This window comes from Streptomyces endocoffeicus, assembly GCF_016741935.1.
GTDB lineage: Bacteria > Actinomycetota > Actinomycetes > Streptomycetales > Streptomycetaceae > Streptomyces > Streptomyces endocoffeicus.
The window spans coordinates 1-20400 of the sequence record NZ_JAERRG010000060.1; the positions used below are offsets into that span (position 1 = coordinate 1).

Annotated in this window: 17 protein-coding genes; 7 read left to right on the forward strand and 10 right to left on the reverse strand. The window is 71.8% G+C overall.

All coding sequences use genetic code 11. The annotated features are described in order from the left end of the window. On the forward strand, window positions 1-1021 hold a 1021-nt coding region (locus tag JK364_RS51685), incomplete at its 5' end, for a hypothetical protein (protein ID WP_201858427.1). A 93-nt stretch (window positions 1022-1114) separates the two neighbouring features. Here JK364_RS51685 and lysS read toward each other — a convergent pair. Then, window positions 1115-2863, reverse strand: a complete 1749-nt coding sequence (gene lysS, locus JK364_RS51690) for a lysine--tRNA ligase (RefSeq protein ID WP_201858428.1) — start codon at window positions 2861-2863, stop codon at window positions 1115-1117. Window positions 2864-3019: 156 nt separating this feature from the next. On the opposite strand from lysS, the gene argS reads away from it, so the two are divergent. Beyond that, window positions 3020-4807 (forward strand): arginine--tRNA ligase, encoded by a 1788-nt coding sequence (gene argS / locus JK364_RS51695; protein ID WP_201858429.1) that lies wholly within the window; start codon window positions 3020-3022, stop codon window positions 4805-4807. 122 nt (window positions 4808-4929) lie between these two features. Here argS and JK364_RS51700 read toward each other — a convergent pair whose 3' ends face one another. Further along, window positions 4930-6423 (reverse strand): alpha/beta hydrolase, encoded by a 1494-nt coding sequence (locus tag JK364_RS51700; RefSeq protein ID WP_201858430.1) that lies wholly within the window; start codon window positions 6421-6423, stop codon window positions 4930-4932. 228 nt (window positions 6424-6651) lie between these two features. Between JK364_RS51700 and JK364_RS51705 the strand changes: the two genes are divergently transcribed. Then, window positions 6652-7239, forward strand: a complete 588-nt coding sequence (locus JK364_RS51705) for an AMIN-like domain-containing (lipo)protein (protein ID WP_201858431.1) — start codon at window positions 6652-6654, stop codon at window positions 7237-7239. An 85-nt stretch (window positions 7240-7324) separates the two neighbouring features. On the opposite strand, the gene JK364_RS51710 is transcribed toward JK364_RS51705, so the two are convergent. The 3 genes from JK364_RS51710 to JK364_RS51720 all read right to left on the reverse strand — a co-directional run bounded on the left by JK364_RS51710 (window position 7325) and on the right by JK364_RS51720 (window position 10609). Then, entirely contained in the window at window positions 7325-8206 is an 882-nt protein-coding gene (locus JK364_RS51710; protein WP_201858432.1) for a D-alanyl-D-alanine carboxypeptidase family protein, read from the reverse strand. Between the two features lie 155 nt (window positions 8207-8361). Next, window positions 8362-9324 carry a hypothetical protein gene (locus tag JK364_RS51715; protein WP_201858433.1) on the reverse strand — a complete coding sequence of 321 codons (963 nt, stop codon included), beginning with the start codon at window positions 9322-9324 and terminating at the stop codon, window positions 8362-8364. Window positions 9325-9400: 76 nt separating this feature from the next. Continuing rightward, window positions 9401-10609, reverse strand: coding sequence for an ROK family protein (locus JK364_RS51720; RefSeq protein WP_307841688.1), 1209 nt, complete (start codon window positions 10607-10609; stop codon window positions 9401-9403). A 170-nt stretch (window positions 10610-10779) separates the two neighbouring features. On the opposite strand from JK364_RS51720, the gene JK364_RS51725 reads away from it, so the two are divergent. From JK364_RS51725 to JK364_RS51740, 4 genes are all read left to right on the forward strand, one after another. Beyond that, complete coding sequence (locus JK364_RS51725; protein WP_201858434.1) at window positions 10780-11646, forward strand: sugar phosphate isomerase/epimerase family protein; 867 nt, start codon at window positions 10780-10782, stop codon at window positions 11644-11646. A 131-nt stretch (window positions 11647-11777) separates the two neighbouring features. Beyond that, window positions 11778-12398 carry a nucleoside/nucleotide kinase family protein gene (locus JK364_RS51730; protein ID WP_201858435.1) on the forward strand — a complete coding sequence of 207 codons (621 nt, stop codon included), beginning with the start codon at window positions 11778-11780 and terminating at the stop codon, window positions 12396-12398. Then, the gene (locus JK364_RS51735; protein ID WP_201858436.1) at window positions 12398-14077 is read left to right on the forward strand and encodes a sodium:solute symporter family protein; all 1680 of its coding nucleotides are present in this window, start codon (window positions 12398-12400) and stop codon (window positions 14075-14077) included. The genes JK364_RS51730 and JK364_RS51735 overlap by 1 nt, the downstream gene beginning before the upstream one ends. A gap of 14 nt (window positions 14078-14091) precedes the next feature. Further along, a complete protein-coding gene (locus JK364_RS51740) occupies window positions 14092-14313 on the forward strand; it encodes a hypothetical protein (protein ID WP_201858437.1) in 222 nt (73 codons plus the stop codon). A 61-nt stretch (window positions 14314-14374) separates the two neighbouring features. Here JK364_RS51740 and hemB read toward each other — a convergent pair whose 3' ends face one another. The 5 genes from hemB to JK364_RS51765 are packed head-to-tail and all read right to left on the reverse strand — an operon-like array spanning window position 14375 to window position 20328. Beyond that, window positions 14375-15379, reverse strand: a complete 1005-nt coding sequence (gene hemB, locus JK364_RS51745) for a porphobilinogen synthase (protein ID WP_201858438.1) — start codon at window positions 15377-15379, stop codon at window positions 14375-14377. After that, entirely contained in the window at window positions 15376-17040 is a 1665-nt protein-coding gene (locus JK364_RS51750) for a bifunctional uroporphyrinogen-III C-methyltransferase/uroporphyrinogen-III synthase (RefSeq protein ID WP_201858439.1), read from the reverse strand. Before JK364_RS51750 ends, hemB begins: the two co-directional genes overlap by 4 nt. Beyond that, window positions 17037-18026, reverse strand: a complete 990-nt coding sequence (hemC, locus tag JK364_RS51755) for a hydroxymethylbilane synthase (RefSeq protein WP_201858440.1) — start codon at window positions 18024-18026, stop codon at window positions 17037-17039. The genes JK364_RS51750 and hemC overlap by 4 nt, the downstream gene beginning before the upstream one ends. Then, window positions 18023-19510: a glutamyl-tRNA reductase gene (locus tag JK364_RS51760; protein WP_201858441.1), complete on the reverse strand. Its 1488-nt coding sequence runs from the start codon at window positions 19508-19510 to the stop codon at window positions 18023-18025. Before JK364_RS51760 ends, hemC begins: the two co-directional genes overlap by 4 nt. Beyond that, entirely contained in the window at window positions 19507-20328 is an 822-nt protein-coding gene (locus JK364_RS51765; protein ID WP_201858442.1) for a redox-sensing transcriptional repressor Rex, read from the reverse strand. Before JK364_RS51765 ends, JK364_RS51760 begins: the two co-directional genes overlap by 4 nt. Window positions 20329-20400 lie beyond the last annotated feature (72 nt).

The window sequence follows — 20400 nt, forward strand, 5'->3', positions numbered from 1 at the left end:
GCTCGCGCCGGTGCCCACCTTCCGGCTGTGGCGCCGGATGAAGCTCTGGGAGCTGCGCAGCTACGAGGAGGTCATCAGGCTCGAGCAGGACCGGCTGGTCTACCAGGCCCGGCTGCGGGCCCGCTACGGGCGCTCCTGGCGCCGTAAGGCGCCCGTGGAGTCGCTGATGCCGCTGCGGCTGGCGCGGTTCGGGGTGCCGCTGGCGGACACCGCCCCGGCGGGGCTCGCGGCGGCCGGTCTGGACCCGACCACGGTGTCGGCGACCGCGCTCCCCTCGGGCCGGTCGGCCGAGGCGGACGAGAAGGGGCCCGAGAACGCGTCCCTGGAGGCCCAGCCGGGCCCGTACGGCGCGCCGGGGGCCGTGGCGGACCTGGGCCCGCAGCAGCACCCCCAGCAGCCCCAGACGCAGGAGCTGCCGCTCTCGCTGCCCCTGCCGGTGTACCAGCAGCCCGCCGGGCAGGGCCATGACGGCCGGAACGCCGTGCCCTTCGACCCGGCGGCCGCCCACCCCATGCCGGTCGAGCAGCAGCCCCAGCAGTTCCAGCACCCGCAGCAGGCACCGCAGCCGCAGCAGTTCCAGCCGCAGGACCAGCAGGTCCCGGGCCAGGCGCCGCGGCCCGAGCAGCAGCCGCAGCAATTCGAGCAGCCCCAGACCCCGCAGCCCCAGCTGACCGTTCCGGTCGGGCCCGGCGGCCGGGTGCGGCCGCTCGGCGGTGAGGGCGTGGGGAGCCATCAGGGCGTCTACGTACCGGAGCAGCGCGAGCCCGAGCGGTTCGCGTACGAGGAGCCGCTGCCGGAGCAGCAGCTGAACCAGCTGCCGGACGACGTGCCGCGCGAGGAGGTCTACTACGCGACCTTCCGCCAGTTCCTCGCCGACCACAGCCGGTACCCCTCCGCGTACCAGTTCGGGCAGCGGCTGCGGGAGACCTACGGCGTGACCGACCTCAGCAACAGCGAGCTGGCCGGGTACGTCGAGGACTTCAAGGAGCGCGTCCGCCTGGAGCGCGAGGCCATCCCGTAGCCACCCCGTAGCCGTCCCGCCGCCACCCCGCGAAGCAGGAACGCCGGGCGGCGGCCGTTAGGCCGTCCGCCCGGCGCCCGGGAGTCGCGGAGGTCAGGCCGCGAGCAGCTTGCGCACCCGGTCCGCCCCCACCGCCAGCAGCAGCGTGGGCAGCCGCGGGCCGGTGTCCCGCCCGACCAGCAGGGTGTAGAGCAGCGCGAAGAACGACCGCTGGGCGACCTTCAGCTCCGGTGTCGGCTTGGCGTCCGGCGCCAGCCCCGCCTGGATCTTCGGCACTCCGTAGACCAGCGTGGTGAGTCCGTCCAGCGACCAGTGGTCGTCCAGGCCGTCGAGCAGCAGCCGCAGCGACTCGCGCTCGGTGTCGCCCAGCGCGGCCAGCCGCTCGGTGTCCGGCTCGTCCCGGACCCGGGTGCGCTGATCGGCCGGGACCTGGGTGGTGATCCAGCGCTCGGCCTTGTCCAGCCGGGGCCGGGTCTCCTCCAGGGACTTCACCGGGTTGTCGGGGTCGAGCTCGCCGAGGATGCGCAGCGTCTGCTCGTCATGGCCGGTGGTGATGTCCACCACCGAGGCCAGCGTGCGGTACGGCAGCGGGCGCGGGGTGCTGGGCAGCTCGCCCGTGGCAGTGCGGGTCGCGCGGCGGTACGCGGCCACGTCCGCGGGCTGGGCCGCGCCTTCGGTGATCTTCCGCTCCAGGGCGTCCCACTCGTCGTAGGTCCGCTGGATCTCCTGGTCGAAGGCGATCTTGAAGGACTGGTTGGGCCGACGGCGGGCGTAGAGCCAGCGCAGCAGCGGCGCCTCCATGATCTCCAGCGCGTCGGCCGGGGTGGGCACACCGCCCTTGGAGGAGGACATCTTGGCCATGCCGCTGATGCCCACGAACGCGTACATCGGCCCGATGGGCTGCTCCCCGCCGAAGACCTCGCGGACGATCTGGCCGCCGACCACATAGGACGAGCCCGGCGAGGAGTGGTCGACGCCCGAGGGCTCGAAGACCACGCCCTCGTACGCCCAGCGCATCGGCCAGTCGACCTTCCAGACCAGCTTGCCGCGGTTGTGCTCGCTCAGGCGGACGGTCTCGCCGTGGCCGCACGCGCAGGTGTACGCGAGCTCGGTGGTCTCGTCGTCGTACGAGGTCACCGTGGTCACATCGCGATCGCAGACCGAGCAGTACGGCTTGTACGGGTAGTAACCCGCCTCGCCCGCGCTGCCGTCGTCCTCGGCGGCCGCGCCCGAGCCCTCGGCGGCGGCCAGCTCGGCCTCGTCCACCGGCTTCTGCTGCTGCTTGGGCTTCTTGGCGCCGGGCTTGTCCTTGGTGCGGTACCGGTCCAGGACGGCGTCGATCTCCCGGCGGTGGCGCATCGCGTGCAGGATCTGCTCCCGGTACGCCCCCGAGGTGTACATCTCGGTCTGGCTGATGGGGTGGAACTCGATGCCCATCTCGCGCAGCGCCTCGGCCATCGGGGCCTTGAAGTGCTCCGCCCAGTTCGGATACGGGGACCCGGGCGGGGCCGGGACCGAGGTGAGCGGCTTCCCGATGTGCTCGGACCAGGAGGGGTCGATCCCGGCCGGGACCTTGCGGTACCGGTCGTAGTCGTCCCAGGACAGGATGTGAACGCATTCGCGGCCCCGGCGCCGGATCTCGTCGGCGACCAGGTGCGGGGTCATGACCTCGCGCAGATTGCCGAGGTGGATCGGGCCGGACGGGCTGAGGCCCGAGGCGACGACGACAGGTTTGCCCGGGGCGCGGCGCTCCGCCTCGGCAATGACCTCGTCGGCGAATCGGGAGACCCAGTCGGTCTCGGTGCTCTGAGCCACGGTCGGCACTTCCTTCCTAGCGGTCATGGCACCGCCCATTGTCCCAGACGGAACAGACCCCTCCGGATTTGCCCACAGGCGCCGCCTGGCGAGCCCGGGTTGTCCACAGGCCGGGGAAATCGTTGGACCCGCCGTGAAATACTGGATTGCCCATACCACCACTACCGGAATGGCACCTCATCCATGGCATCGGTCCTTTCCCTCGCCGCTACGGTCCATCAGCGCGTCGCCACCGCCCTCTCGGCTGCTCTGCCGGAGGCCGGCTCCGCGGACCCGCTGCTGCGACGAAGCGACCGGGCCGACTTCCAGGCCAACGGGATGCTGGCGCTGGCCAAGCAGCTCAAGGGAAACCCCCGTGAGCTGGCCGCCAAGGTCGTGGCGCACCTTCCGGTCGCCGCCACCTCGGCCGACCCCGATCCGGTGATCGCCGACATCGAGGTCTCCGGCCCCGGCTTCCTCAACATCACGATCGCCGACTCCGCGATCACCGCGACCCTCGCCGCCCGCGCCGCCGACGACCGCCTCGGCGTGCCGTTCGCGCAGGCGCCCGGCACCACCGTGATCGACTACGCCCAGCCCAATGTGGCCAAGGAGATGCACGTCGGCCATCTGCGCTCGGCGGTGATCGGCGACGCGGTGGTGCGGATCCTGGAGTTCGCGGGCGAGAAGGTGGTCCGCCGCCACCACATCGGCGACTGGGGCACCCAGTTCGGCATGCTCATCCAGTATCTGATCGAGCACCCGCACGAGCTGGACCACAAGGACGCCTCCTCCGGCGAGGAGGCCATGTCCAGCCTCAACCGGCTCTACAAGGCCGCGCGGGCGCTCTTCGACTCCGACGCGGAGTTCAAGGAGCGGTCCCGGCGGCGGGTGGTGGAGCTCCAGGCGGGCGACGAGGAGACCATCGCCCTGTGGCGGAAGTTCGTGGACGAGTCGAAGATCTACTTCTACTCGGTCTTCGACAAGCTGGACATCGAGATCCACGACCCCGATGTGGTCGGCGAGTCGGGTTACAACGACATGCTGGCCGAGACCTGCCGGCTGCTGGAGGAGTCCGGGGTCGCCGTGCGCTCCGAGGGTGCGCTGTGCGTCTTCTTCGACGACATCAAGGGCCCCGAGGGCAATCCGGTGCCGCTGATCGTCCAGAAGTCCGACGGCGGCTTCGGCTACGCGGCCACCGACCTCTCCGCGATCCGCGACCGGGTGCAGCACCTGAAGGCCGACACCCTGCTGTATGTGGTGGACGCCCGGCAGTCGCTGCACTTCAAGATGGTCTTCGAGACCGCCCGCCGGATCGGCTGGCTCAATGACCAGGTGCACGCCGTGCAGCTCGCCTTCGGCACCGTCCTGGGCAAGGACGGCAAGCCGTTCAAGACCCGCGCGGGCGAGACGGTGCGGCTGGAGGACCTGCTGGACGAGGCCACCGAGCGGGCCGCGGCCGTGGTCCGGGAGAAGAGCGAGAAGCTCGGCCTCACCGAGGAGGAGGTCCTCGAGCGCGGCGCCCAGGTCGGCGTCGGCGCGGTGAAGTACGCGGATCTGTCCACCTCCGCCTCGCGGGACTACAAGTTCGACCTCGACCAGATGGTCTCGCTCAACGGGGACACCTCGGTCTATCTCCAGTACGCGTACGCCCGGATCCAGTCGATCCTGCGCCGCGCCGGGGAGGGGCAGCGGGCGCTGGCCCACCCCGAGCTTCCGCTGGCCCCGGCCGAGCGGGCGCTGGGCCTGCACCTCGACCAGTTCGGGGAGACGCTGCGCGAGGTGGCCGCCGGGTACGAGCCGCACAAGCTGGCCGGGTATCTCTACCAGCTGGCCTCGCTCTACACGACCTTCTACGACCAGTGCCCGGTGCTGAAGGCGGAGGGCGGCCCGGCCCAGGTGGAGAACCGCCTCTTCCTGTGCGCCATCACGGCGCGCACGCTGGGGCAGGGCATGTCCCTGCTGGGCATCCGCACCCCCGAGCGCCTCTGAGCCACCGCGTGTGGAGAGCCCCGCCCCGGCTTCCCGGGGCGGGGCTCTCCGCGTTCATCGGCGGCTTGTCACAGGCGTCACCAGCATCACAGGCGTCACCGACATCACCGGCGTCATATGCGTCACCGGCAGAGCACATCACGCTTCGGCCGCTCCCCGGTCAGCAGGAAGTCCGTCACCCTCCGGTCCGCGCAGGCGCTGCCGTTCTCCACGTACGCCGCGCCATGCCCCATCGCGTCCACGCTGACCATCCGGGCGCGGTCCCCGAAGGAACGCCGGAGATTCAGCGCCCCGCTGTACGGGGTGGCCACATCGCGCTTGTTCTGCACCAGCAGGACGTTCGACGGCCCCTGGTCGGTGATCCGCACCGGCTTGTCCCGCGGCGCGTCATGCCAGAACGTGCACGGCGTGACGTTCACCGGCATGCCCGCGGTGAGCGGGTGGCTCTTACGGCTGGCGGCGACATCCCGCGCATAGCCGGGCAGGGAGGTGGGCCACTCCACGTCGTTGCAGATGGTCGCGAGGGACACGGCCGCGGCGTCCTGCGGGGGGTCGGCCGGTGGATCGGCGGGCGCCTTACCCGCGTCCGCGTCGGCGATCAGCCGGGCCAGGCCCTCGAAGTCGTCCCGGGAGTACAGGGCGTTCAGCATGGACTGGCGCAGTGCGTTGCCGTTCAGCTCGGGCGGGTTGGCGCCGGGCCACGGCAGCGGCTTCGCGTCCAGCCGGGCGGCGAGCTCCAGGACCCGCCGCCGCACCCCGTCGGGGGTCTCGGCGAGCCGCACGGGGCTGTCGGGGGCGGAGGCCCAGCGGGCGAAGTCGGGGAAGGTGTCCTCGACGCCCACGGCGTAGTTGGCCAGCCAGCCGCGCTCCACCCGCTCCGGGTTCGGGTCGTCATTGCTGTCCAGCACCCAGCGGTCGGTGTGCTCGGGGAACATCTGCGCGTAGACGGAGCCCACATACGTCCCGTAGGAGACGCCCCACGCGGACAGCTTCCGCTCGCCGAGCGCCCGGCGGACGCTGTCGATGTCCCGCGCCTCGTTGACGGTGCTGATGGTGCGCAGCAGTTCGCCGCCGTTGCGGGCGCAGGTGTCGGCCATGCGGCGGCCGGTGGTGATGTTCCGCGTGATGTCCCCGCCGGGGCCGGGCCAGGGGCGGGAGGCGAGCAGCGAGAGATCGGCGGGGTTCAGATCGCATCCGGTGTGGGTGGACTGTCCCAGGCCGCGCGGGTCGAAGCTGACGATGTCGTACGCGTCCCGCACCGACTCCGGCAGCCGCTTGCCGAGCGTGCTGGGCCGGTTCAGCCCCGGCGATCCGGGGCCGCCCGGGATCAGCAGCAGGGTGCCCCGGCGGGCCTGCGGCCGCTCGCTGGGGATGCGGGAGACGGCGAGGGAGATCCGCTTGCCGCCGGGGTCGCGGTAGTCCAGCGGCACCTTGAGCGTGGCGCATTCCTGACGGGGGTCGAGCCCGGTGCCCTCGCAGGCGCCCCAGTCGGGCGCGGCGGCGGTCGGGTCGGCCTTCGGGTCCGGGGTCGCGTTCGCGGACGCGACCCCGAGGAGGGAGGCGGTGGCGGCGGTGGCGAGGGCCAGTGCGGCGGTTCTGCCAGTCGTCGGTCTCATATGCGCAAGCCTGGTCGAACCGGCCCTCCCGTCCCATCCGGGCAACCGGCCGACCCACTCGGGGGAAAACCCCCGGGCGACCGCCATGAGTGCCCCCGCGCACGTAGCATTCGGGACACATTTCCCGGACCAGGACAACCTCTCACCGACCAGGGCCGTCCAACCCCGTGCATCACCTGTCATCAACAGACAACAGACCACGGACAACAGACCATTGGGGGCTCGACCATGCGACGGTGGGGGACCGCACTCGCGGCGATGGCGCTCGCGGGCGGCGCGCTGGCGGCGACGGCGGGGACGGCCGGGGCCGTCACGCCGACCGCGGCCAAGGCGGCGACGACCTGTGAGACCGGCTGGGGCAGCGGCGAGAAGACGGCCCAGCCGGCGGGACACGCACCGCTGGGGAACATCAGGACGGGCCGGCACGCGTGCTACGACCGCATCGTGTTCGATGTGAAGGGGGCCACGGCCGCCGATCGCGTCGGCTACCGCGCCGGGTATGTGAACACCCTGTACCAGGACGGCTCCGGCGAGGAGATCCCGGTCCGCGGCGGCGCGATCCTGGACATCCATGTGTCCGCGCCGAGCTACGACCCGGGCAGCGGCGCGGAGTCGTACCCGGGGCGGGCGCGCAAGCCGCTGCCGGGGGTGGACATCTCCGGCTACCAGACCTTCCGGGACACCCGCTTCGGCGCCAGCTTCGAGGGTGAGACCCAGGTCGGCCTCGGGGTGCGCGCACGGCTGCCGTTCCGGGTCTTCCAGACCGACGGGCATGTCGTGGTGGACGTGGCGCACTCCTGGAACGCGGTGCGCTGAGCACGGCGCCGGGGCCACGACAAGGGCCTGCCCCGCGACCCGATGGGTTCGCGGGGCAGGCCCCTTGCCGTGCCGCGGGCGACGGCTACCTGCTGAAGCCGTAGTCCATCAGCTTCTTCGCGTCCTTCGTGCGGTTGTCCACCGAGGTGGAGGCGAGGACGGTGCCGATCATCGTCTTCCCGCTCCGGGTGGCGGCGAAGACCAGGCAGTACTTGGCCTCCGGACCCGAGCCGGTCTTGACGCCGATGGTGCCCGAGTAGCTGCCCAGCAGGTTATTGGTGTTGGTCCACGACATGTAGCGGTAGCCGCCACTCTTCGTGGTCACCTTCTGCTTGGTCGACTTCGTCTTCACGACCGAGCGGAACGTGGAGTACTTCATCGCGTTACTGGCCAGCTTGGTCAGATCGCGCGGTGTCGAGTAGTTGGCGCCGTTCCCGATGCCGTCGAACGAGTCGAAATGGGTGTTCGTCAGCCCGAGGGACTTCGCGGTGGTGTTCATCTTGCCGATGAACGACTTCACCCGCGCGGCCCGGGTGGACCCGGTGCCGAACTTGTCCGCCAGAGCGTACGCCGCGTCACAGCCGGACGGCAGCATCAGCCCGTACAGCAGCTGGCGGACGGTGACCTTGTCGCCGACGATCAGCTTGGCCGAGGAGGCCCAGTTGTTGTCGACGATGTAGTCGCTGTACGCCTTCTGGACCGTGACCTTGGCGTCCAGGTTGAGGTTCGACTGCGCGAGCACCACCCGGGCGGTCATGATCTTGGTGGTGGAGCCGGTGGAAAGACGGGTGTCCGCGGCCTTGGTGAACAGGCTCTTCCCTGTGGCGTTGTTCATCACGAACCCGCCCTTGGCGGCGATCGTGGGACTTGCGGTCGTCGCGGCCTGCGCGGAGGCGGTGAACGCCCCCGCCGTCAGTACGGCTCCAGCGGTGATCGCGACCGCGGATACGCGACGTAGACCCTTCATGCCGGTTTTCAACGTGAATATCTCCAAATGCCCCTGGCCTGCGGCCGCATCACAGGGCCGCTTCCTGGTCAGACGTCCGAGGGGGCCCGATGGATGTGCCCTCTGCCGAGATTTCCTGGAAATTCCCCCGGCTGCGCGCATGGACGCCGGAGGCGTCAGGCCAGGTAGTGGATCGTGCCGTGCAGCGCGGGCTCGACGCCCTCACAGTGCTGAGTGAACGTGGCCGCGAGCGCGTCGACGTCACCCGCCGCGTCGTACGAGAGCTCGGTGATGGTCAACTCGCCGTTGCTGCGGTTGCAGCCGCGTCCGTTGCCGCCGGCGTCCAGACGGGCCGTATCGCCATCGCCGAGCCTGGTCGTCCGGTAGGTCTTTCCGGCTTCCAAGGACTGGCCACTGGGCGCGGCCATCCGGACCGACCAGTTGTCCCGTTTGCCGGAGACGCTGTAATTGATGGTGTTCATGGGGGCACCGCTGCCGCTCAGCCCGAAGAGGGACGTGGAGCCGGTGTAGTCGTTGGAGCGGCCGCCGCCAATGTAGTCGCCGAGGTCGCTGGTGTAGGTGTACGACAGCGGGCGGGCCTGGAACCTCACAGTGCCCTGAAGGGCCGGGGCGGCCGCCCAGTCGCAGTTCTGCGTGAAGGTCGCCTCCAGCGAGGTCACCGCACCCGACGCGTCCGTCTCGATCTGGTCGATGGCGAACTGCCCGTAGACCTCGTCGCAGCCGCGTCCATTGCCCGACACGTCCAGGCCCGGGGCGTGGCCCGTGCGGGAGAGGGCGCGCTCGGCGTCGTGGTAGACACCGGGGTGCAGGGTCTCGCCCTCGGGGGCGGCGAGGCTGATGTCCCAGAAGTCGTTCGCATTGGACACACTGACCGTCAGGTACCGCGCCGTGCCGTTGATCTCGATGGTGTCGCCCGGCGCGGTGTAGGAGCCGGAACCGCCCCATCCGATCCAGTCATCGACGGAAGCGCTGGTGTACGCGTAAGAGGTGACGGCCCCGACCGCGGTTTCCGGGGCCGCGTGGGCCGGGGCGGCGACGGCCCCGAGGAGTCCCGTCACCGCGATGAGGCCGGTGGCGGCGGACGAGACGATACGTCTCCATCTGGTGCGTGAGCGCACGGGCATTGCCTCTCTGCCGAGGAACGCGAACGGAGCGAACGGCCTCAACCTAACGCGCAAATAAGACAGTTGGCAGTCATCGCAGTTGGGCGTCGACCGCCGCCGGGTCGAAGAGGGCGTCCGCGACCATATGGGCCGCGCCGGTGACGCCCGCGCGGGTGGCCAGCGGGGAGAGGACGACCCGCAGGTCCCGGGTGGCCAGGGGCAGCGACCGGCGGTAGGTGACCTCCCGGATACCGGCGATCAGATGCTCCTGGGCATGGGCCAGGCCGCCGCCGACCACCAGGATCGAGGGGTTGAGCAGACTGACCGCGTCGGCGACGCCCTGCCCGAGCAGGCGCCCGGCGTGGCGCAGCAGCCGTACGGCGTCGCCGTTGCCGGAGCGCACCAGGCGCGCCACATCGTCGGTGGTGGCCACCTCGTGCCCGGCGGCGGTGAGGTCGCGCACCAGGGCCCAGCCGCCGGCCACCGCCTCCAGGCAGCCGGAGTTGCCGCAGCGGCACAGGGGCGCGTCCGGGGAGGTCTCGTCGAGCCCGGGGGCGGGGATGTGGCCGATGTCGCCCGCGGCGCCCTGGGAGCCGTGGTGGAGCCGGCCGCCGAGCACCAGGCCGGAGCCGATGCCGGTGCCCGCCTTGACGAAGAGCAGATGCTGGACGTCGGGCCAGTTGACCCGGTGCTCGCCCAGCGCCATCAGATTGGTGTCCTTGTCGGCCAGCACCCGGCAGTCGTAGGTCTCGCGGAAGAAGTCCGGCACCGTATAGCCGTCCCAGCCGGTCATGATGGGCGGGCTGACCACCCGGCCGGTGCCCGACTCGACCGGGCCCGGCACGCCGATGCCGATCCCGCGCACCCGCCCGGCGGGCTCCCCCGCCTCCTTCAGCAGCCGCCGGAAGTCGGTGGCCACCTGGCCGAGCACCGCCTCAGGACCCTCGGCCACATCGAGGTCCCGGCGGTGCGAGACGAGGACGTCACAGGCCATGTCGGCGAGCGCGGTGCGCACATGGCTGCCGCCGATGTCGGCGACCAGCAGCACGCCCGAGTCGGGGCGCAGCCGGAAGGATCCCGCCGGGCGGCCGCCGGTGGAGTCGGCCGCGCCGGACACCTCCAGATAGCCCGCCTCGGTCAGCGCCTCCAGCCGGGTGGCCATGGTGGACCGGGAGAGCCCGGTGGCCGCCATCAGCCGGGCGCGGGTGGTGGCCCGGCCGCCGCGGATGAGCGCCAGCACCGCCCCGGGGCCCGTGGGATGCGCCTGCGCTGGCTGACCTGCCGAGACCGCCTCCGTCACTGGGCCCTGTCCTCCGCTGTGCACGCTCTGTTCGATACCGCCCTCACCGTACCTCCCTTTACGACCGACCCCAATAAAACTTATGTATTGCCTTCATGCAAAAGATGCGTAACATCAGGCGGGCAACGCCGCACAGCACGCCCGAAGGGCAGGCAGGAGAAGGGATCGCCATGAACGACCTCGGAGTGCACGCACTCGTGTGGACCGGCGACTGGACGCCCGAGGGGGCCCGGACCGCCGCCGCCCGCAGCCGCGAGGCCGGATACGACCTGGTCGAGATCTCCCTCCACGACCCCGGGATCGTCGATGTGAAGGCCACCCGCGAGGTGCTCGCCGCCCACGACCTCGGCGTCGCCTGCTCCCGCGGCCTCGCCTTCGACTCCGATGTCTCCGCCGAGGACCCCGCGACCGCCGCCCGCGGCGAGGCGCTGCTGCACCAGGCCCTCCACCTCACCCATGACCTGGGCGGCCACTACTTCGGCGGGGTGCTCTACGGCGCGCTCGGCAAGTACGGTCACCCGCCGACCCCCAAGGGCCGCGAACACGCCGTCCAGGCCCTGCGCAGGCTCGCCGCCGAGGCCGACGGGCTCGGGGTGACGCTCGGTCTGGAGGTCGTCAACCGCTATGAGTCCAACCTGGTCAACACCGCGCGGCAGGCCCTGGAGCTGATCGACGAGATCGGCGCGGCCAATGTGGTGGTCCATCTGGACACGTACCACATGAACATCGAGGAGCAGGACTTCTCCCGCCCGGTACGGGCCTGCGGCGACCGCCTCGGCTATGTCCACATCGGCGAGTCCCACCGCGGCTATCTCGGCTCCGGCACCGTGGACTTCCCCGCCTTCTTCCACGCCCTCGCGGACATCGGCTACCAGGGCCCGATCACCTTCGAGTCCTTCTCCTCCGCCGTGGTCGCCCCCGGCCTCTCCCACGACCTCGCCGTCTGGCGCGATCTGTGGGCCGACGGCGCCGACCTCGCCGCCCACGCCCGCTCGTACATCGCCGACCAGCTCAAGGCCGCCCACGCGGCGGTCTGAGCACCCCGCCCCGGCACCCACGCCCCCAGCACCCGCGTCCCCGTCCCCGTCCCCGTCACCGGCATCCCCGTCACCCGCGTCCCCGTCACCCACGTCCCGTAAGATCCCCGAACCCGCCGAAAGCGCCCGCTATGACTCCCCAGCACCTCCTCGATCGCGCTCAGCGCCTGGCCGACGCAGGCGGCCGCCGCCTGCTCGGCATCGCCGGACCACCCGGGGCCGGCAAGACCACCCTCGCCGAGCACCTGGTCGACGCCCTCGGCGCCGACCGGGCCGTCCTGGTGCCCATGGACGGCTTCCACCTCGCCGACGCCGAGCTGCGCCGACTCGGCCTGATCGGCCGCAAGGGCGCACCGGAGACCTTCGATCCGTACGGCTACGCCGCGCTGCTGCGGCGGCTGCGGGCACCGCGCGCCGAGGAGGTCGTCTACGCGCCGGGGTTCGACCGCGAGCTCGAGCAGCCGGTCGCGGGCACCATCCCGGTGGAGCCCGAGATCCCGCTGGTGATCACCGAGGGCAACTATCTGCTCCTCGGTGACGCGCCCTGGCTCCCGGTGCGCGAACTGCTGGACGAGACCTGGTGGGTCGACCTGGACACCGAGGAGCGGGTGCGCCGGCTGATCGAGCGCCATGAGCGGTTCGGCAAGCCGCACGACGAGGCCGAGCGCTTCGTCCTCACCTCCGACGAGGCCAACGCCCGGCTGGTGGCCCCCGGGCGGGCGGCCGCCGACTTCGTGGTCGGGGGCCGGTGATGACCGGCACACTCAGCCTCGGGGCCGTCGACTGGTTCCTGCTCGTCGTCTACTTCGGCGCGATCATCGCCATCGGCATCACCACCAAGCGGGCCGTCCGCACCACCGGTGACTTCTTCCTCGCCGGGCGTTCGATGCCCGCCTGGATCACCGGCATCGCCTTCATATCCGCCAACCTCGGCGCCCTGGAGATCATCGGCGGCGCGGCCAACGGCGCCCAGTACGGCGCCGCCGCGGTGCACTTCTACTGGCTCGGCGCCATCCCCGCGATGGTCTTCCTCGGCGTCGTGATGATGCCGTTCTACTACTCGACGCGGGTCCACAGCGTCTCGGAGTATCTGCGCCGCCGCTTCAACAACCAGACCCACCTCCTCAACAGCGTCGTCTTCGCCGTGGCGCAGATGCTGCTGGCCGGGGTGAACCTCTTCGCGCTCGCCCTGATCGTCAAGCTGCTGATCGGCTGGCCGCTGTGGCTGTCCATCCTGCTGTCGGCGGTCTTCGTCCTCGCGTACATCACCCTGGGCGGGCTGGCGGGCGCGATCTACGGCGAGGTGCTCCAGTTCTTCGTGATCCTCGCCGGGCTGATCCCGATCGTCGTCATCGGACTGCACTACGTGGGCGGCTTCAGCGGCCTGCGAGAGGCCGTTCAGGACCCCGGCCTGCTGCACACCTGGCAGGGCACCACACCGGGCCACTGGACCAATCCGCTGGGCGACTGGATCGGCCTGGCGATGGGCGAGGGCTTCGTCCTCGCCTTCGGCTACTGGACCACCAACTTCGCCGAGGTGCAGCGGTCCCTGGCCGCCAAGGACCTCAACGCGGCCCGCCGCACCCCGCTGATCGCCGCCTTCCCCAAGCTGGCGCTCCCGCTGTTCACCGTGGTCCCCGGCATGATCGCGCTGGTCATCATCCCCAAGCTGGGGAAGCCCGGCGGGCCCACGTACAACGATGTGATCCCCGAGATGATGCAGCGCTTCCTGCCCAACGGCGTGCTCGGCGTCGCGCTCACCGGGCTGCTGGCGGCCTTCATGGCGGGCATGGCGGCCAACATCTCCGGCTTCAACACGGTGTTCACCTACGACATCTGGAAGCCGTACGTGATCAAGGGGCGCGACGACCGCTACTACCTCAAGGCCGGGCGCTGCGCCACGGTCGCGGGCATCGCGGTGAGCGTGGCCGCCGCGTTCCTCGCCGCCGAGTACGACAACATCCAGAACTACATCCAGCTGCTGTTCTCGTTCTTCAACTCGCCGCTGTTCGCGACCTTCCTGCTGGCGATGTTCTGGAAGCGGGTCACCCCGTGGGCGGGCTTCTGGGGCATGCTGTCCGGCACGGTCGCGGCCGCCGCGGCCCATCTCTCCGCGTACCACATCGGCTGGTTCTACCCCGGCGGCGAGGTCGGCCCGCACGACACCATCAACGCCCAGATGGCCAACTTCTACGGCGCGCTCTTCGCCTTCGTCGTGGACGCGGTCGTCACGGTCGCGGTCACCCTCGTCACCAAGCCCAAGCCGGTCGCCGAACTGGCCGGGCTGGTGTGGGGCCTGCCCGACCCCGACTCGCCGGACGCCCATGAGGCGCTGGTGCGGCAGCCGTGGTGGAAGTCCCCGGTGGTGCTGGGGAGCGTCATCCTGACCCTGACAGCGGCTCTGAGCGTCTGGCTGGTCGTAGCCGTATGAACGGAGAGAACCCCATGCCCCCGGGAAAGACCTTCGACATCCGCCGGCTCATCGCCGGGCTGCTCGGCCTGTACGGCGCGGTGCTGACCGTACTGGGCCTGACGGACGGCCCCGCCGAGGTGGCCAAGGCCGACGGGATCCGCATCAACCTGTGGATCGGCCTCGGCCTGCTGGCCGTGGCGACGGCCTTCGCGGCCTGGGCCCGGCTGGCCCCCGCGGGGCGCGAGGACCGGTGACGCGAAGGCCGGGGGCTCCGCGCCCCCGGCCTCGTGGTCATTCATCCCCCGCGGTGGAGGGTCACTCCCCGCGGTTCAGCCGCTGGGCCACCTCGGTCGCCCAGTACGTGAGGATCATCCCCGCGCCCGCGCGCCGCACCGAGGTCAGCGTCTCCATGATGGCGCGGTCGCGGTCGATCCAGCCGTTGGCCGCGGCCGCCTCGACCATCGCGTACTCACCGGAGATCTGGTACGCGGCCACCGGCACGTCCACGGCGTCGGCGATCTGCCGCAGGATGTCCAGGTACGGCAGGGCCGGCTTGACCATGACCATGTCCGCGCCCTCGGCCAGGTCCAGCTCCAGCTCGCGCAGCGACTCGCGGGCGTTGGCCGGGTCCTGCTGGTAGGTGTTGCGGTCGCCCTTCAGCGAGGAGCCCACCGCCTCGCGGAACGGGCCGAAGAAGGCGGAGGCGTACTTCACGGTGTAGGCGAGGATCGACACGTCCTGGTGCCCGGCGCCGTCCAGCGCCTCGCGGATCACCCGGACCTGCCCGTCCATCATTCCGCTGGGGCCCACGGTGTGGACGCCCGCGTCGGCCTGGACGCGCGCCATCTCCGCGTACCGCTCCAGCGTGGCGTCGTTGTCCACCCGGCCCTCGGCGTCCAGGACGCCGCAGTGGCCGTGGTCGGTGTGCTCGTCCAGACAGAGGTCGGACATGATCACGAGGTCGTCGCCGACCTCGGCGCGCACATCGCGGATCGCCACCTGGAGGATCCCGTCCGGGTCCGTGCCGGGGGTGCCGACCGCGTCCTTCTTGGACTCCTCCGGCACCCCGAAGAGCATGATCCCGCCGACCCCCGCGGCGACCGCCTCGGCCGCCGCCTTCCGCAGCGTGTCGCGGGTGTGCTGGAGCACGCCCGGCATCGACTGGAGCGGCACCGGCTCGGTCACGCCCTCGCGGACGAACGCGGGCAGGATCAGCCCGGCCGGGTGCAGCCGGGTCTCCGCGACCATGCGCCGCATCGCGGGCGTGGTGCGCAGCCGGCGCGGTCGCGTACCGGGGAAGCTGCCGTACGAGATGCTCAAGAGCGTGCCCTCCTTCGCGAACCGGGCCGTCGCTCGCTCGGGCGGGTGACCGGCTCCCCGGCCTCGAGCGCGGCCTGCCGCCGCGCCGCCCCGAAGTCCGCGAGCGCCTCGGCCAGCTTGAGCACCGAGGGCTCGGGCGACAGCACATCCACCCGCAGTCCGTGCTCCTCCGCGGTCTTCGCGGTGGCCGGGCCGATACAGGCGATGACCGTGACATTGTGCGGCTTGCCCGCGATGCCGACGAGGTTCCGCACGGTGGACGACGAGGTGAAGAGCACCGCGTCGAACCCGCCTCCCTTGATGGCCTCACGGGTCTCGGCCGGCGGCGGCGAGGCGCGCACGGTGCGGTACGCGGTCACGTCGTCGACCTCCCAGCCCAGCTCGATCAGCCCGGCGACCAGGGTCTCGGTGGCGATGTCGGCGCGCGGCAGGAACACCCGGTCGATCGGGTCGAACACCGGGTCGTACGGCGGCCAGTCCTCCAGCAGCCCGGCCGCGGACTGCTCACCGCTGGGCACCAGATCCGGCTTCACCCCGAAGTCGATCAGCGACTTCGCGGTCTGCTCGCCCACCGCCGCGACCTTGATCCCGGCGAACGCGCGGGCGTCGAGCCCGTACTCCTCGAACTTCTCCCGCACCGCCTTGACCGCGTTGACCGAGGTGAAGGCGATCCACTCATAGCGCCCGGTGACCAGGCCCTTGACCGCGCGCTCCATCTGCTGCGGGGTGCGCGGCGGCTCCACGGCGATGGTCGGCACCTCACTGGGCACCGCGCCATAGCCGCGCAGCTGATCGGAGAGCGAGGCGGCCTGCTCCTTGGTGCGCGGCACCAGGACCTTCCAGCCGAACAGCGGCTTGGATTCGAACCATGACAGCTGATCGCGCCGGCCGGCCGCGCTCTGCTCGCCGACCACGGCTATCACCGGCTGGGCGCCCTGCGGCGACGGCAGCACCTTCGCCGCCTTCAGCACCTGGGCGATGCTCCCGAGCGTCGCGGCCCAGGTCCGCTGGCGGGTGGTGGTGCCGGCGACGGTGACGGTGAGCGGGGTGTCCGGCTTGCGGCCCGCGGCCACCAGCTCACCCGCGGCGGCGGCCACCGTCTCCAGGGTCGCGGAGACCACGGCGGTCGCGTCGGACGAGCCGATCTCGCTCCAGCAGCGCTCGTCGGCGCTCAGGGCGTCCACGAAGCGCACATCCGCGCTGTGGGCGTCCCGCAGCGGCACCCCCGCGTAGGCGGGCACGCCCACCGCGGCGGCCACACCGGGCACCACCTCGAAGACGATGCCCTCGGCGGCGCAGGCCAGCATCTCGTCGGCGGCGTATCCGTCGAGGCCGGGATCGCCCGCGACCGCGCGCACGACCCGCTTGCCGCCGCGCGCGGCCGTCATGACAAGATTGGCGCTGTCCCTGAGTACCGGGACGGTGGCGGTGCCTGACGACCCATCAGCGTCCGCCTGCCGCGGTGTGCCCTGAGCCTCCGCGGCCACGCCCGGCCTGACGTGCTGGCGCACCACGTCGAGCACTTGAGGGTCGGCGATCAACACGTCCGCGGTGGCGAGTGCCTCCACGGCGCGCAAGGTCAGCAGGCCCGGATCTCCGGGGCCCGCACCGAGGAAGGTGACGTGTCCGCAGCCGGGGTGATTAGGGGCGTTGGGGTTCAAAGTGCTCGCTCCCCCATAAGACCGGCCGCACCCTTGGCGAGCATCTCGGCAGCGAGTACGCGACCGAGGTCCGCGGCCGCACTGGGCGATGCGGGTACGGGACCGGTGGTGGACAGCTGCACCAGCGTCGTGCCGTCGAGCGTGCCGACGACGCCGCGCAGGCGCATTTCGGTGACAGCCTGACCGTCGCCCAACAGGTCGGCCAGCGCCCCCACGGGTGCGCTGCAGCCGGCCTCCAGGGCGGCGAGCAGGGATCGCTCGGCGGTCACGGCGACCCGTGTGGACGGGTCGTCGATCTCGGCGAGCCGGGCAGCGAGCGGCACGCTGGACGCGGCGCACTCCACTGCCAGGGCCCCCTGGCCGGGGGCGGGCAAAACATGGTCGACATCGAGCAGCTCGGTCGCCTCGCCGATCCGCCCCAGACGGATCAGACCGGCGGCGGCGAGCACCACGGCGTCCAGCCGTCCCGAGCGGACGTAGCCGATGCGGGTGCCGACATTGCCGCGTATCGGCACGGTTTCGATGTCGAGGCCGAAGGAGCGGGCCCACGCGTTCAGCTGGGCCGCGCGGCGCGGGGATCCGGTGCCTATCCGGGCCCCCGGCGGAAGCTGGGCGAAGGTGAGCCCGTCCCGGGCGATCAGCGCGTCGCGCGGATCCTCGCGGCGCGGGACCGCGGCCAGCGTCAGCCCCTCCGGCTCCGCGGTGGGAAGGTCCTTCAGCGAGTGCACGGCCAGGTCGATCTCGCCCCTGAGCAGCGCCTCGCGCAGCGCCGAGACGAAGACGCCGGCGCCGCCGATCTGTGCGAGGTGCTCCCGCGAGGTGTCGCCGTACGTGGTGATCTCGACGAGCTCGACGGGGCGCCCGGTGACCTCCCGGACCAGGTCCCCGACCAGGCCGGACTGGGCCATGGCAAGCTCGCTGCGGCGAGTGCCCAGGCGCAGCGGCGGAGCGCCGCCGGAGGCGGCGGGTGAGGGGGTGGGGTTCATGCCCGGCCTCCCTTCGGATCGTTCGGTTCCGCGGTGCGGGCCGAGCCGTCGGCGCGGCTGACGGCGGCGACCGCCTGCGGGTCGAGGTCGAAGAGCTCCCGCAGCGCGTCCGCGTAACCGGCGCCGCCCGGAGTGCTCGCGAGCTGCTTGACCCGCACGGTGGGCGCGTGCAGCAGCTTGTCGACGACCCGGCGCACGGTCTGCGTGATCTCGGCCCGCTGCTTGTCGTCCAGATCGGGAAGCCGCCCGTCGAGGCGGGCGATCTCACTGGCGACGACGTCCGCCGCCATGGTACGCAGCGCGACGACCGTCGGGGTGATGTGCGCGGCGCGCTGGGCCGCCCCGAAGGCGGCCACCTCCTCGGAGACGATGGCCCGCACCCGGTCCACGTCGGCGGCCATCGCCCCGGCCGACGAGCCCGGCGCGCCGGACGGCTCGGCGGCCGCCTCGGCGAGGGACTCGATGTCGACCAGGTGCAGCCCCTCGATCCGGTGCGCCGCCGCGTCTATGTCGCGCGGCATCGCCAGGTCCAGCAGCGAGACGCCCGCCGCCGCGGGGTGCGCCCCGGGCGGGCAGGCCGCGCGCTGGGCGAGCGCGGTGCGCAGCTCGGCGGCGGTCAGGACCAGCCCGGTCGCGCCCGTACAGGACACGACGATGTCGGCGTGCGGCAGCTCGGCGGGGACCCGGTCCCGGGGCACGGCGCGGGCCACCAGGCCCTCGCGCAACGTTTCCGCACCGGCGGAGGTGTCATCACCGACCGGGGTGATCGCGGCCGGGGTGGCGGCGTGCTGCTGGGCCAGGGACTCGGCCAGCCGCAGCGCCCGCTCCAACGTCCTGTTGGCGATCACCAGTTCTGATACACCGGCGCGCGCGAGCGTCGCCGCGGCCAGCGAGGACATCGAACCGGCGCCGATCACCAGGGCCCGCTTGCCCCGCGCCCACTCCGCCACCGGCGCGCCCTGGGCCAGCTGCTCCAGGCCGAAGGTGACCAGCGACTGGCCGGCCCGGTCGATCCCGGTCTCGCTGTGGGCCCGCTTGCCGACCCGCAGCGCCTGCTGGAAGAGATCGTTCAGCAGCCGCCCGGCGGTGTGCAGCTCCTGCCCCAGCGCCAGCGCGTCCTTGATCTGGCCGAGGATCTGGCCCTCGCCCACGACCATCGAGTCCAGCCCGCAGGCCACCGAGAACAGATGGTGGACGGCCCGGTCCTCGTAGTGGACGTAGAGGTACGGGGTGAGCTCGTCCAGTCCGACGCCGGTGTGCTGGGCGAGCAGCGTGGACAGCTCGGCGACCCCGGCGTGGAACTTGTCCACGTCGGCGTAGAGCTCGATGCGGTTGCAGGTGGCCAGCACCGCGGCCTCGGTGGCGGGCTCGGCGGCGAGGGTGTCCTGCACCAGCTTCGCCTGCTCGTCCCCCACCAGGGCGGCGCGCTCCAGCACGCTCACGGGCGCGCTGCGGTGACTCAGTCCGACGACCAGGAGACTCATGCCGGCATCACGGCGGGCACGTCCCCGTCAGGTCCTTGCCGGCCGCTGTCGGTGCCGGGGGCGCCGGAGGCGCCGGAGGGCGCGCGATGGGGCGTCACGGGCGGCGGTGGAACCGCCCCCGCCGCCCCCGCGGCCTCCTCGGGGGCGCCGACCTCCTCGCCCGCCTTGCGCTGCTCGTGGAAGGCGAGGATCTGCAGCTCGATCGAGAGATCGACCTTGCGCACGTCCACCCCGTCCGGAACGGACAGCACGGTGGGCGCGAAGTTGAGGATCGAGGTGATCCCGGCTGCCACGAGCCGGTCGCAGACCTGCTGGGCCGCGCCCGCCGGGGTGGCGATGACGCCGATCGAGACCCCGTTGTCCGTGATGATCTTCTCGAGCTCGTCGGTGTGCTGCACCGGGATGCCCGCGACCGGCTTCCCGGCCATCGCGGGGTCGGCGTCGATCAGCGCGGCGACCCGGAAGCCACGGGAGGCGAAGCCGCCGTAGTTGGCGAGCGCGGCGCCGAGGTTACCGATGCCGACGATCACAACCGGCCAGTCCTGGGTGAGCCCGAGCTCCCGCGAGATCTGGTAGACGAGGTACTCCACGTCGTAGCCGACACCGCGGGTGCCGTACGAACCGAGATAGGAGAAGTCCTTGCGCAGCTTGGCCGAATTGACGCCGGCCGCGGTGGCCAGCTCCTCCGAGGACACCGTGGGCACCGAACGCTCGGAGAGAGCGGTCAGCGCACGCAGATACAGCGGTAGCCGGGCGACGGTGGCCTCGGGGATCCCTCGGCTGCGGGTCGCCGGTCGGTGAGTTCGGCCAGTTGCCACGGTGCTCCTGCGGGTAGAGCGAGGCTGCGGGCGGCCGGGTGTTTCATGACCGCCCCATCGACAGCAGGCTAT